Here is a 12182-nt window from a genome sequence, read left to right as displayed (position 1 = left end):
CACCTTCAGGGACTCACATGCGCAACATTACAAAGACAATACTTGCTTCACTACTTTTCTCCTCACTGCTTGCCAGCGCCAATGCCGAAGAGACACTTCGCATCGGCTATCAAAAATCTTCCACCTTGCTGACGTTGATAAAGCAGCGTGGCGATCTGGATAAGGCGCTCGCCGACCGTGGCATTAAAGTGACCTGGCACGAGTTCACCAGCGGATTGCCGCTGCTGGAAGCACTGAATCTCAACAACGTTGACCTCTCTGCTGACGTGGCCGATACCGTGCCGGTGTTCGCGCAAGCGGCTGGCGCTGACCTAACGTATTACGCGCGCGAAACCCCCTCGCCTGAAGCTCAGGCCATTTTGGTGCCCGCTAATTCCAGCATCAAATCACTGCAGGATTTAAAAGGTAAAAAGATTGCCGTCACCAAAGCGGCTGGCAGCCATTATCTGCTGATCGCCGCGTTGCAAAAGGCGGGACTGAAATTCAGTGATGTCGCGCCTGCATGGCTGACGCCTGCTGATGGGCGTGCTGCGCTGGAACATGGCAGCGTTGATGCGTGGGTAACCTGGGAACCCTTTGTCACCAGTGCGAAAGTGGAGCAGCACACGCGCGTGCTGGTGAGCGGCAAAGGTCTCGCCAGTTATCAGCGCTACTATCTGGTGTCGACGCCTTATGCGCAGAAGCATCCTGAGGTGCTGGGCATTGTGTATAAGACGCTGGATCAGGAAGCACAATGGCTGAAAGCACATCCAACGGATGCAGCAAAGATTCTCTCCCCGCTGTGGGGTAATTTGCCGCTCGCCACGGTGGAACAAGCGAACCAGCAACGCAGCTATCAGATCGAGCCAGTGAACAAGAGCGATTTGGCTGAGCAGCAAAAGATTGCAGATGCGTTTTATCAGGCGAAGCTGCTGCCTAAAGCGATTGATGCGCAGGATGTGGGCACCTGGCAGCCGCAGGCGAAATAGCCGACCTGCCAGAGAATAATCTGATTAAGCCGGTTGGCGTCGGGGATCTCCGAAGATAGCAGTGAAGCTTTGCCCCTGGATGCCGATAGACGTATCAGGCTTACTCAAAGCCGTTTCCGCCCCCCATTAGTCGTTTTAAAGGAGAGCAAGATGGATGTATCACAGATTACTTCACTGGCTATCGGTCTGGCTAATATGGACCTCAGCAGTAAGGTGAGCACAATGGTACTGAAAAAGTCCCTGGATAATCAGCAGTCAATGGCAGCTGGAATTCTTAATTCGATTCCGCAACTGCCGGCGAATCCCGCTGTTGGCCGCAACATCAATACCACCGCATAAACTCACGCTGCATCGTTGCACTCACTGAACGACCTCTGTTAGCGTGTATTTTTAACCACTCCCTACTTCAGGGAGTGGTCGACACGCTAATCAGGGACGTTTCGTGACGATTTTCTTTCCGCTTATCTATCTGTTTGCCGGATGGTTGCTGGGTAAAACTGCCTGGGATTGCAAAACGGCTGCGTCATGGATATTGACGCGCATCGCTATTCCCATCGTGATCATTTTTAATATATCGACCCGCTTTCACAGCATGAGCACCATTATTGTCGCCACTGCGATATGCATGATGGTGCTGTTGCTGGCAGGTCGCTATGTTTTTGCTGACCCAATTAAAAACCTCTGTTTTAGCTATCTTAATATCGGCTGGCTGGGTCTGCCCGTTGCCAGCGTGTTATTCGGCAATGATGCTGCGACCATTATCATTGCCGCCTATGTCGGCAGCTCAATTGTCGGAAACTCGCTGGGCGCAGGCATGCTCTCCAGTGAGAGATTTAATCCAATCACGTTGATGCGCACCCCGCCCGTCATCGCACTGATAATTGGCGCAATGTTAATTCCATTCAGTGGTCAGGTGGCTCATTACTTCGATAGCCTGTATCAAATTGCCAAATTTATGATGAGTTTTCTTGGCATGGCCGTGTTGGGCATCTGGCTTGCAAAGACGACAATATCGATGCGCGATTTTCGGCTCGAATTGCGTCCGTTTTTCACTCGCTCAATAGTTTTCGCTGTGCTGGTTTCGTTGCTGCTGCTAATAGCCGATCAGTTCAACGCGCCACTTATTACGCAAAATCCGGCAACACTGTATCTTTTATGCCTGCTTCCCCCGGCAGCGAATATTATCGTGCTGGAGACGCATTATCTGGGCACCGGAAATTCAGCGCGGGTGATTTCATGTGGGACTTGTATCAGTATCGTGGCGATAGCGCTTTATTCGGGTGCTTTTTGGGGTGGCAGAGCGTTAGGGATATGGGGTTGAAGAGATGTTTAAGCGGGCTAACGTGATGCTCTTAAGACACTCATTTATCGTTTGTCGCGGCATGAGCGAACAGGTTGCGCGGCATCAACTCTAGGTCGTGCTATTTAAAAGGACATAAGCAATGACAGTTCAGCATGAGCCCTACTGGAACCGGATGGTGCCCGAATTGACCGTAACGGACTTCACTGCCTCACTGCATTTTTACACTGATGTATTGGGATTTCAGATTATGGTCAGACGAAGCGATCCCGAATTTGCTTACATCAACCTCGGCGAAGCACAGCTGATGCTTGAGCAGTTTCACGCCGAAGGCTGGAATACCGCAGAACTCCTCAAACCGCTGGGGCGTGGCGTGAATTTCCAGATAGAAGTGGATGATATTGCGTGTGTGCTGGCGCGGGTGAGGAAACATGGTGTGCCGCTGTATCGGGAGCTGCGTGAAAACACTTATCAGATTGGAGAAACCACGGCTTGCCAGAGAGAGTTTCTCGTTGAGGATCCCGATGGCTATCTTTTGCGATTTAGCCAGTTTGTTGAGTGAGGGTGATTGTGGATGTTGGGGGTGGCTTTGGGGATTTGGATTCATGGGGCTGGGGATCCACTTTGAAAGAGGATCGGACTCTTTTATCCATTTCTACTATCGTGGCTTACGAAATTGAGCTTACGGTGTCTCTCGGTAGAAAATAGTGAGAAACTGCTATTAATTTTTTATCTCAACCTGCCCTATGGGAAGCAAATTCGATTAAGGAGGAATGAATGTCACATTCATCATCAAGAAGAAAAGTGTTAGACACAGAAGGCCTCCTTGCTCATAGATCGTCACATGCACGGAGTTGTGCTAACCATGTTGCGAATAGATTAGGTATCGCCCGAAGCGAGCTATTGATGAAAGTTGAGAAAGATTCAGGAGCAAGTTTGGTGTCACCGCTTACAGAAGATGAGTTGATGAAAGCTTTTCATTATATGGAAAACCTTTAAAAACGACTGTTAAGAGCGAAAAGCGGACATTTCAAATAGCGTTCTGTGTGAATAAGCTAGGAGCAGGTCTGTGTTCTATGAGAATATCGTCTAAACGCTAAAAAACATTATTCCAGTGGGTGATTAATGATGAATGTTTGCGAAGAGCGATTTGAATTTTGGGCTGATGCTAAAGGCTTCGACTTACTCAAAATAGATGGGAAGTATGACGACCCGGCAACTAATAATGCATGGGAGTGCTGGAAAACCGCATGGGCTGAAAGGGATAATTGGGGGGCGTGATGCTTACATCTATTGTTCTCGATATCTAAACTGTCCTACTCACTTTAAAGAAACCTAGTCCTGAGTTTGCAATGTCCGTTATTGGCACACAGCAGACATCCACAACAGCCAATGTCCACTGTGAGCGAACTGCAGACATTGTTAACAGCATTCTGTATTAACCAAAGGTGAGCAGGTCATGACCTCAATAAATAGGGTGATAAAAAGTCTTCAACTTCTTGTTTGCCAAGGCCTAACGTGAAACTGATACCTGCATTCTTTAGAATACTCAGCCCTTCCCCCCTATTTCTAGGGTGCGGATCTTCTAAAGCCACATAGACATGTCTTGGCTTCAACTCTGCAAGTGTTAAAGCACAGGATGGGGTTCTTCCCTGGAAGGAGCAGGGTTCAAGCGTGACAAAGATTTCACATTCCCGAATTGGAACCTTTAGTCTAGAAATTGCGTCTATCTCAGCGTGACTATGGCCTGGGGATTGCGTAAACCCCTTCGAGACCACATCTCCTTTATGAACAATCACGCACCCTACCGGTGGGTTAGGCCTGCATTCCGGTAATGCCTGGCGGCAGTGTTCAAGCGCCAACAACATGAATTTCAGTTCTTCACTCATCCACTTTCCGTCTTTTGTGTAAGTCACATACCGCCAGTTTTTAAGGATTCTGAAATTAATGTCCATAAAAAACTACTAGCGTATTAGCATCCGTACCTGCTTACCATGGTAGTTAACATACCCCTGAAACTTGAAACCAAAACGCTCAGCGAGATAATTTGAGCGTCTATTTTCTTCGTCAATAATACAACACACTGAAGAGGAAAATGTCTTATCGGCCCAAAGTAAAATTGCTGTCAGTGCTTCAGACGCATAACCCTTTCCTCTAACTTCGGGAATCAACGCCCATCCAGCTTCAGGGTATTTTAACGCAGGGGTGATATCGCGATGGGCATTTTGAAAACCAAATGCTCCAATATAACGATTTGTTGTTTTTTCAATAACCGCCCAGTAGCCATAACTCAATGCATGCCAGTGCCCGATATAGCGTAGTAAGCGTGACCAAACGATTTCTGCCGTTGGATTCTCACCGCCATTAATTTTAGCCATCTCAGGAGTAGCCCAGCTCGCCATAAGCTCCGGAAAATCGCCGAGCGCAAATTGCCTTAAAATTAGTCGTGCAGTTTCAAGTTGAGGCGCTTGCTGAACAGTCATCACTTATCCCAATCGTAGCTATTTAATGCAGCTGCTTTACCACCATGCATGATTCATCTCTCCCGAGCAACTAAAACGACGTCCGCTCGTGGCACATTGCAGCATTTGGAAGTTGATAAAATGCGTCAATCATGACAACTGAAATGGATGAGGTATCTGCCATATTGTGAATCAATTACAAACTCATCGCGAAGTGAGCCATACCACACAGGAGGGCTCGTAATGAGGGTATATAACAGAGCAGTACCGGTCATTTCAGTGAGATCATCTTGGAAATTGGCAAGCAGTTTTTGTTTGAGTGGGCGAGGCAGCCGTTGCATGTCCTGTTGCTCAAAAAACCGGGACTTCACAGTATCCATAAACATTTCCCGAGAGCACGCTTTTAATTCGGGGTGCCAGTATGCGGCCGGAAATTCATCAGTGATGGACGAGTGATAGATCGCCAGTGATGTCAAAATGCTATCGGTTTCCTCAAGTTTTACTAGAAAATAGTCAGACATGCGGTTTGCCGCATCATTCATACATCCTAAGGCCCGCATGAAGCCTGTAAGTCGTTCCACATACTTATCCAATTTTCTCTCTCTAAGCACGATGTTGAATCTGAATTAATGAAAATGGATTCTGATGATGAGCAATGTTTCAGGACATTAAAACATATAGCTGTGCCCAGTGTTAACGAGCGTTTTGAAATACTAAAGCCATGGCCTACTTTGCATTGATTACAGATGCTGATGTAGCAACTTCCGCTTTTGGCACAGAGCAGACATCCACAACAGCCAATGTCCGCAGTGCTAGCTCTGCGGACATTGCTGACAGCATTCAGTGTGAATCAATTGGTAGCAGCTCAGCACTGTTACTTTTATAACCTCTGGTATAAATCAATATTTAGTCAGTCCGAGGTGGTCCCGCAGATGAGTTCCTTCATATTCGGTCCGAAATATGCCTCGTCGTTGCAGTTCCGGCACTAGAAGACCAGTTAATGCCTCTACCCCTGTAGGGAAATGAGTGGGCACGGCAAGGAATCCATCACAGGCATCGGCATCAAGCCAGGCTTGCATCTGATCGGCAACCGTGGCCGGGGAACCGATGGCTTTCAGATAACTGCCTTCCGCGAAGTAGCGGGCAGTTTCAAGGACGGAGAGATTTTTATCACGGGAAATGGCCATAATCGCGTCCCGGTGCGATTTTCCCGCGTTTGATTCAGGCAGTTCTGGTACTAGTTCATTAAGGTCAAACTGGCGAAAATCGACCCCACCCGCCAGGGGTTTCAGATTACTTAGGGCAATGTCATCTGGAATCAGGGCTAGCATTTGATCGGCCAGTTCTCTGGCCTTCTGGTCTGTTTCGGCAATGATGGGAGTAAGCCCCACCAGGATTTTGATTGAATCGGGTGAGCGCCCGAACTCCTGAGCGCGCCGACGAATGTCATCACGAAATGCGCGCCCGCCTTCGATGGTGGATTGCAGTGTAAAGACCACATCAGCCGTTCGTGCCGCCAGCGCCCGACCGGGCTCTGATGCGCCGGCCTGAAAAATAACAGGTCGCCCTTGTGGGCTGCGCCCCATCGGAAGTGGACCACGAACTTTAAAATGCGTCCCCTGGTGCTGAAGAAAATGCATCTTATCAACATCGAAGTAAACACCGCTCTGCTTATCCCGCGTAATAGCATCCTCATCCCATGATTCCCAGAGGCCGTTAACAACGTCGACGAACTCTTCCGCCCTTCCATAGCGGTCAGCGTGCCCCACATGGGCATCCAGGCCATAGTTTTGCGCTTCATCTTCGTTAAAGGAAGTGACTAAATTCCATCCCGCGCGCCCCTTGCTAATAAAATCGAGCGTTGAGAACCGACGCGCAATGTTGAACGGTTCGTTAAATGTCGTCGTGGCTGTGGCAGCCAGACCCAATCTGGAGGTATGGGCTGCGAGAAGCGGTAGCACCATCGTAGGGTCAAAGTGAATTGAACGGGGGTTAGCCGCGCCGTACTTGTCACCCGCCAGGATGTCATTACTGCGACGCACGGCGGCCTGGTCTTCGAAAAAAATGGCATCCAGTTTGGCGGCTTCTGCAAGCTGTGCGGCGTGCACCAGATGGTCGATGTCCAGATCTATCTCTGGAATGGCATCCGGCAATCTCCAGGCTCCGAGGTGATATCCCGGGAAGAGAAACAAGGCTAAATGAAGCTTTTTTTGTGTCATAACGTCACCTTTTATTTTTACTGTCCCAAAGTGCGATCTCATCGCCTGGATGATTAGCCTGTGCATTGCCATCGCAGTATGGGTAATTTAAGGTGTACTAATCCATCAGCATAAATGCACGACCCTGTTGCATAAAACTGTACAGGAACCCTATGAGTCCTTTTTCCCGCTTTGCAGCCTACTTTATGGAGGTTGCGCGCCATGGAAGTCTTCGAAAAACAGCGGAAAGGCTGCACGTTTCCGCGTTAGCCATTAATCGGCAGATCCTCCAGGCGAAAGAAGATCTGGGTATACCTTTATTTGAGCAACTGCCGGGTGGCATGCGTATGACAGCGGCAGGTGAACTTCTCTACACTGGCCTACTCCGCGGGCACGTGAATTCAACCTGACAAAATAACGATTTGATGAGATTAAGGGGCTGAGGCGTGGAAAAGTCAGTATCGGGCGGGTTCAGGCTTTAACGGAGGGGCAACTCTGTGACGAGATTTCTGCCATTGCTCAAGAGCATAGCTGGCTGGATCTCCAGCTAAATGTTGAAAGCAGCGCCGTAATCACACAGCAGGTGCGGGATTCCGAAATTGATTTTGGACTTATACTCGCCCCGGAAAGCGTTGTTGTACTAGAAGTTTAGCCTTTGCTGGCCATCATTTAGCTAGCCTGATAACAAACGAGCCATCTTCTTTTTTGATTTTGGCTCCTCGCTCTGCCCAGCGATCCGCAAGCTCAAAAAACTCATCGGCACTGATATTGAAATCCAGCACAACCTCCCTGAACTCACCACTTTTCAACAACTCGTTCGCTTTTTTTAAGGACTTTGCGGTTGCGCTTTTCATCGATTTTCTTCTCCGAAATTTGAGTGGGTAATTTTTGTTCAGTGCAGGATATCCCTGGTTGGGTCTGAAGTCGCCCTGAAAAATTTGCCGCCTGAATGGGTAGACTTAGGTTGGTTATCTTCCCCGCTTACATATAAGCCAACTTTTGGCTGTGAGTTCGATTGATAGATGCAACAGATTGGTTCAACTAAGACATATTCTTTTCATGTTCGATTAACCACTCTTTGCGTGCGATGCCTCCACCATATCCGGTAATAGCTCCATCATTTGCGGATATTCTGTGGCAGGGAATAACAATTGCTATCCGGTTTGCACCATGCGCAGCGGCAATTGCTCTTGCAGCATCGGGTTTGTTAAGAAGCAGCGAAATAGTCTGATAACAGGAAGTTTGACCATACGGCACAGCACGCAGTGCCTGCCAGACAGATCGTTGAAAATCACTGCCCGGGGCATCGAGTACCAGATCAAACTGTCGGCGCGTTCCGGCAAAATATTCGCTGATCTCTTTTACCGTCTGCCGGGTATGATTGTTTTCTCCTGTGACAATTCTGGCGTTCATTAAACGCTGAATGTCGCGAAATTCCGTTTCTAACAACCTTCGATCGGTAAACTCCAGCAGGCACACGCCTCGCTCTGTGGCACAGACAAACATTGGCCCCAGCGGAGTAGTAAACCGGTGAATGACAATCACCTCAGCCCGTTGAGTTGGGGCTGCGCCAGTGAGCCGCTTGTAGGTATAACCAAAACCGCTCAGTGATTCATAGCCATTGTCCAGCGCGACATCAGTCGCCGCACGCCCGCTTTTAAGCTCCTGAATGGCAATATTTACCCGCTGCATTCGCTGGAATGCCTGAAACGTAATGCTGTGATTTTGTATGAACCAGCGCCGTACGCGTTCCGGGCTGATTCCATGCTTACGAAGATCCGCGTCGGTTACACGGGTTTTGAGATCCTGCCTGACAAGTGCAAGCGCTTCCTCAACAAACAATGGCGCGCTGTGAGCATTTTCCGCTGGTCTGCAGACTTTGCATGGACGAAAGCCCGCAGCCAGAGCTGATTTAGCATCTTTGTAGAATTCGACATTTTTACGTTTAGGCTTTCTTGCACGGCATACCGAGATGCAAAATACGCCTGTCGTTATGACACCGACAAAAAATACCCCCGTATATTCTGAAGCACGTTCAAGTAATGCCTGATACCAGATATCACACAAATCATCATCGACAATTTTCATTAGCAAAAAGTCCTTCAAACGTTTGGTGACAGCGGATTGCCTTCATCACATCATCAAGCTTTGACTGGAGGGCTGAATGAACAAAGTTACCCATCGATATGCGGCTGACCCCTGCAAGTTTAAGCCTGCTGAACGGCGGAAGATTTGGCATGCACATGACATTCAGAGGAAGATCAATGGAATCCGCAATGAGGGTAATCTCTTTCTCTGACGTCACGCAGGGAACGAACAGGCCGTCAGCACCTGCGGCTTTATATAGCTGACCGCGTATTAACGTCTCTTGTAACGCGTTTTCATGGGCAAGCAAGTAGGTGTCAGTCCGGACGTTTACAAAGAGATCATAGTTCTCACTTTTCAGACCACTGCAAATCGCTCTCAGCGTGGAGGAGAATTCAGACGCATCATCAAGCTGACGAACGTGATTGATAATCCTGCTGTCTTCGAGGTTTACCCCAGATACACCTATATGAGCAAGGCGTTTGAGATTAGTTGTAATCTCTTCAACTGAATCACCATATCCGGCTTCCATGTCTACGCTTAATGGCAAAGTGATGACTTTCCGTATGCGGGTGACCAAATAAAATAATTCTTCAAATGGCATCCTCTGGTCGTCTTCATATCCTAATGTGGCCGCTATTGCTGCGCTGGACGTTCCTAAAGCCTGATAACCTGCTTTTTGCACGGCAACAGCACTGGCTGCATCCCAAACATTAGCGATAAGCAACGGCTCATGTTGGCTGTGGAGTTCTGCAAAATTCATATTCATATCCTCACAATCAAGTTGAAGATGAATCTAAGCATTCAATAAAAACGGCACAACCGAATTTCAGACGACCATTTGGTGATAGAAGCGGAAACAAATCCCTCGGCACCCTCGATGCGATCCCAACATTATCCAACGTTTATTTGGCCCGCTGCGCCACAATGAAAAAATGCGCCGCCCTGGCGCATTTCTTACACAGGATGCCCCCCTACAGAACCCCCTTCCCCTGCGAGTGAGCATGCCATCCTTTAATGATGCTCACAAAGGCAAGACCTACCGGGATAAGTGATCCCCACAAGACAGCATTCCAGCCATAAAGGTTTAGCAGAGCGCCGGAAGAAAATGACCCCAACAGCATCACACCGAATACCACAAAATCGTTCAGAGACTGAACCTGCGTTTTTTCTTCTGCCCGGTGGTACTCAACAATTTTTGCTGATGCGCCAGTGAAGCCAAAATTCCAGCCGATGCCCAGCAAAATTAACGAAAGCCAGTGATGAAAAATGTCTGTTCCGCTCAGGCCAGCAGCAACCGATGCAACGGTAATCACTAATCCAGCGGCCGTCACTCGCATGGAGCCGAAACGGTTTATCAGCCTGCCTGTAAAGAATCCAGGCCCGTACATGGCAATAACGTGCCACTGAATCCCTAAGTTCGAAGCCTGCTGAGAGATAGCGTGCATATGCATGGAAAGCGGTGCGGCAGTCATCAGAAAGTTCATAACCATATAGGTTACTGCACCGCAGAACACGGTCAGAGTAAAACCAGGCTGACGCACAATGTCGCGCAGAGGACGCCCTTTTGATTGTATTGCTACAGGAGGCTCAGCAGGTGTAACGCCTTTCAGGATAACGGCAGCAATAGCGGCTACACATGCCTGGGCTATAAAGGTCACGGCGAAGGGATGAGTTGGCCAGAGATTCATCGTCGTTGTCACCAGCATCGGACCGATGACGCCTGCCAGAACACCGCCTCCCATGACCAGAGACAAAGCACGCGCGCGTCGTTCAGGATTAACGCCGTCTGTTGCTGCAAAACGAAAACTTAGCGCAACCGCTGCGTAGGCTCCGCCAAGAAATCCAGCGAGACAAAATAGCAGGAAGGAGCTGATCACAACGGCCAGAGCGGCTACCAGACCGGTTAACACCCCTGCACCGGTTCCCACCATAAAGACGGTTTTACGGCCCCTTTTTTTAGCCAATGCGCCGAGAGGCAGGATGCATGCAGCCATCCCCAGGACAAACATGGTGACCGGCAATGTGGCGAGCGTTGGGCTGGGCGCAATATCATTACCCACGATGGCGCCAGTGGCATAGAACACCACGGCATTCGCGCCGGCAAGCGCCTGGCACGCGGACAAACGGAAAATGTTATTTTTTTGCTCTGCGACGGAAAGTGTGTGTTCTGCGATCATCTGATCGAGCATCCTTAGTGATTGTAAGCACGATCCAATAACGTGCTTTTCCTTACGCCTCGTTTGCCTGTTCAAACGGCATCGCCTCGATGATGGCAGGAACCACTAAGAGGCGACTGAAACATAATGATGTTCTGTCTGCGCCGGAGTGCTTACAAACCCGAACGTATGAACGGCATCGCCATCATGCGTTACGTCCTGCCATCACGCCACCATCAGTGTCCCAAATTGCGCCGGTCACCCAGCCTGTCTTATCTGAAAGCAGAAAAGCCACGGTCTCAGCAATGTCTGCCTGCGTGCCCACGCGACCAATTGGATGGAAGCTGTCAAAGCTGTTCATTACATTTTTCACGTCGTCTTTTGGGATAAAACCTTCGTAAATCGGTGTATGCACAACCGCCGGTGAGACAGCATTCACGCGAATACCCTTCTCACCGAGCTCAATCGCCAGGTTTTTAGTCATCGCATGCAATCCCGCTTTTGCCATTGAATAGGCAGAGGACGGCGTGGCACCGATTGCCTGCTGTGCCCACATAGAACCAATGTTGACGATTGAGCCTTTAATATCGGCCGCAACCATATTGCGCACCACATCGCGGGTGATAAAGAAGGTGGCGCGGTTGATGCTCATGTACATGTCATAGTCAGACGCTTCATGTTCGATAAACGGTTTTGGGAAGAATACCCCTGCGGCATTCACCAGCAGACTGATGTCTTTATGTTCCGCATTGATGGTTTTAACCACTTTCTGCAGTCCTTCCTCTTTTGTCAGGTCGGCCACAATCACAGATACCTTGCTGTCCGCAGCCAATGCCTGCCGAGCCTGTTCAGCTTTATCCTGACGGCTACCCACCAGCACAACATGGCCTCCGTTTTCTAAAATCAGTTTCGCCGTTTCGAAACCCATGCCGCTGGTACCGCCGACCACTAACAGTTTTTTTCCGGCAAAAGATGTGTTCATCACTAACCTCATAAATCGTTGATTATCA

General features: G+C 49.1%; 15 protein-coding genes. 6 read left to right on the top strand and 9 right to left on the bottom strand.

What is annotated here, in order from left to right; genetic code table 11:
• Positions 1-17: 17 nt before the first annotated feature.
• The 5 genes from F3J37_RS07015 to F3J37_RS06995 all read left to right on the top strand — a co-directional run bounded on the left by F3J37_RS07015 (position 18) and on the right by F3J37_RS06995 (position 3267).
• Positions 18-968 (top strand): aliphatic sulfonate ABC transporter substrate-binding protein, encoded by a 951-nt coding sequence (locus F3J37_RS07015; protein WP_166932667.1) that lies wholly within the window; start codon positions 18-20, stop codon positions 966-968.
• Between the two features lie 150 nt (positions 969-1118).
• Positions 1119-1307 carry a YjfB family protein gene (locus F3J37_RS07010; RefSeq protein ID WP_166932665.1) on the top strand — a complete coding sequence of 63 codons (189 nt, stop codon included), beginning with the start codon at positions 1119-1121 and terminating at the stop codon, positions 1305-1307.
• A 103-nt stretch (positions 1308-1410) separates the two neighbouring features.
• Positions 1411-2289, top strand: coding sequence for an AEC family transporter (locus F3J37_RS07005; protein WP_166932663.1), 879 nt, complete (start codon positions 1411-1413; stop codon positions 2287-2289).
• 121 nt (positions 2290-2410) lie between these two features.
• Positions 2411-2830, top strand: a complete 420-nt coding sequence (locus F3J37_RS07000; RefSeq protein WP_240154077.1) for a bleomycin resistance protein — start codon at positions 2411-2413, stop codon at positions 2828-2830.
• A 215-nt stretch (positions 2831-3045) separates the two neighbouring features.
• Positions 3046-3267, top strand: coding sequence for a hypothetical protein (locus F3J37_RS06995; protein ID WP_166932661.1), 222 nt, complete (start codon positions 3046-3048; stop codon positions 3265-3267).
• Between the two features lie 458 nt (positions 3268-3725).
• On the opposite strand, the gene F3J37_RS06990 is transcribed toward F3J37_RS06995, so the two are convergent.
• From F3J37_RS06990 to F3J37_RS06975, 4 genes are all read right to left on the bottom strand, one after another.
• Positions 3726-4157, bottom strand: coding sequence for a bifunctional diaminohydroxyphosphoribosylaminopyrimidine deaminase/5-amino-6-(5-phosphoribosylamino)uracil reductase RibD (locus F3J37_RS06990; RefSeq protein ID WP_166932660.1), 432 nt, complete (start codon positions 4155-4157; stop codon positions 3726-3728).
• A gap of 75 nt (positions 4158-4232) precedes the next feature.
• A complete protein-coding gene (locus F3J37_RS06985; RefSeq protein WP_166932658.1) occupies positions 4233-4751 on the bottom strand; it encodes a GNAT family N-acetyltransferase in 519 nt (172 codons plus the stop codon).
• A gap of 125 nt (positions 4752-4876) precedes the next feature.
• On the bottom strand, positions 4877-5311 hold the full coding sequence (locus F3J37_RS06980) for a hypothetical protein (protein ID WP_369410656.1): 435 nt from the start codon (positions 5309-5311) through the stop codon (positions 4877-4879).
• Positions 5312-5629: 318 nt separating this feature from the next.
• Positions 5630-6949, bottom strand: a complete 1320-nt coding sequence (locus F3J37_RS06975) for an LLM class flavin-dependent oxidoreductase (protein WP_166932654.1) — start codon at positions 6947-6949, stop codon at positions 5630-5632.
• Positions 6950-7101: 152 nt separating this feature from the next.
• On the opposite strand from F3J37_RS06975, the gene F3J37_RS28105 reads away from it, so the two are divergent.
• Entirely contained in the window at positions 7102-7338 is a 237-nt protein-coding gene (locus tag F3J37_RS28105) for a helix-turn-helix domain-containing protein (RefSeq protein ID WP_240154076.1), read from the top strand.
• 255 nt (positions 7339-7593) lie between these two features.
• Here F3J37_RS28105 and F3J37_RS06965 read toward each other — a convergent pair whose 3' ends face one another.
• The 5 genes from F3J37_RS06965 to F3J37_RS06945 all read right to left on the bottom strand — a co-directional run bounded on the left by F3J37_RS06965 (position 7594) and on the right by F3J37_RS06945 (position 12154).
• Positions 7594-7782: a hypothetical protein gene (locus F3J37_RS06965; RefSeq protein WP_034830320.1), complete on the bottom strand. Its 189-nt coding sequence runs from the start codon at positions 7780-7782 to the stop codon at positions 7594-7596.
• 187 nt (positions 7783-7969) lie between these two features.
• Entirely contained in the window at positions 7970-9016 is a 1047-nt protein-coding gene (locus tag F3J37_RS06960) for a bifunctional transcriptional activator/DNA repair enzyme AdaA (RefSeq protein WP_166932652.1), read from the bottom strand.
• A complete protein-coding gene (locus F3J37_RS06955) occupies positions 9000-9776 on the bottom strand; it encodes an isocitrate lyase/PEP mutase family protein (RefSeq protein ID WP_166932650.1) in 777 nt (258 codons plus the stop codon). The genes F3J37_RS06960 and F3J37_RS06955 overlap by 17 nt, the downstream gene beginning before the upstream one ends.
• A gap of 211 nt (positions 9777-9987) precedes the next feature.
• Positions 9988-11193, bottom strand: coding sequence for an MFS transporter (locus tag F3J37_RS06950; protein WP_166932648.1), 1206 nt, complete (start codon positions 11191-11193; stop codon positions 9988-9990).
• Positions 11194-11377: 184 nt separating this feature from the next.
• The gene (locus tag F3J37_RS06945; RefSeq protein ID WP_166932646.1) at positions 11378-12154 is read right to left on the bottom strand and encodes an SDR family NAD(P)-dependent oxidoreductase; all 777 of its coding nucleotides are present in this window, start codon (positions 12152-12154) and stop codon (positions 11378-11380) included.
• Positions 12155-12182 lie beyond the last annotated feature (28 nt).

Source organism: Candidatus Pantoea communis (genome assembly GCF_011752685.1).
Lineage (GTDB): Bacteria > Pseudomonadota > Gammaproteobacteria > Enterobacterales > Enterobacteriaceae > Pantoea > Pantoea communis.
Note: the sequence above shows the minus strand (reverse complement) of the source record. Positions and strands in the feature narration are given on the sequence as shown.

What these genes read in the sequence shown, in the direction of transcription:
- F3J37_RS07010 (WP_166932665.1), top strand. Translation starts at nt 1,119, where the DNA reads ATGGATGTATCACAGATTACTTCACTGGCTATCGGTCTGGCTAATATG.
- F3J37_RS06975 (WP_166932654.1), bottom strand. Translation starts at nt 6,949, where the DNA reads ATGACACAAAAAAAGCTTCATTTAGCCTTGTTTCTCTTCCCGGGATAT.
- F3J37_RS06955 (WP_166932650.1), bottom strand. Translation starts at nt 9,776, where the DNA reads ATGAATTTTGCAGAACTCCACAGCCAACATGAGCCGTTGCTTATCGCT.
- F3J37_RS06995 (WP_166932661.1), top strand. Translation starts at nt 3,046, where the DNA reads ATGTCACATTCATCATCAAGAAGAAAAGTGTTAGACACAGAAGGCCTC.
- F3J37_RS06965 (WP_034830320.1), bottom strand. Translation starts at nt 7,782, where the DNA reads ATGAAAAGCGCAACCGCAAAGTCCTTAAAAAAAGCGAACGAGTTGTTG.
- F3J37_RS07000 (WP_240154077.1), top strand. Translation starts at nt 2,411, where the DNA reads ATGACAGTTCAGCATGAGCCCTACTGGAACCGGATGGTGCCCGAATTG.
- F3J37_RS06950 (WP_166932648.1), bottom strand. Translation starts at nt 11,193, where the DNA reads ATGATCGCAGAACACACACTTTCCGTCGCAGAGCAAAAAAATAACATT.
- F3J37_RS06990 (WP_166932660.1), bottom strand. Translation starts at nt 4,157, where the DNA reads ATGAGTGAAGAACTGAAATTCATGTTGTTGGCGCTTGAACACTGCCGC.
- F3J37_RS06945 (WP_166932646.1), bottom strand. Translation starts at nt 12,154, where the DNA reads ATGAACACATCTTTTGCCGGAAAAAAACTGTTAGTGGTCGGCGGTACC.
- F3J37_RS28105 (WP_240154076.1), top strand. Translation starts at nt 7,102, where the DNA reads ATGAGTCCTTTTTCCCGCTTTGCAGCCTACTTTATGGAGGTTGCGCGC.
- F3J37_RS07015 (WP_166932667.1), top strand. Translation starts at nt 18, where the DNA reads ATGCGCAACATTACAAAGACAATACTTGCTTCACTACTTTTCTCCTCA.
- F3J37_RS06960 (WP_166932652.1), bottom strand. Translation starts at nt 9,016, where the DNA reads ATGAAAATTGTCGATGATGATTTGTGTGATATCTGGTATCAGGCATTA.
- F3J37_RS06985 (WP_166932658.1), bottom strand. Translation starts at nt 4,751, where the DNA reads ATGACTGTTCAGCAAGCGCCTCAACTTGAAACTGCACGACTAATTTTA.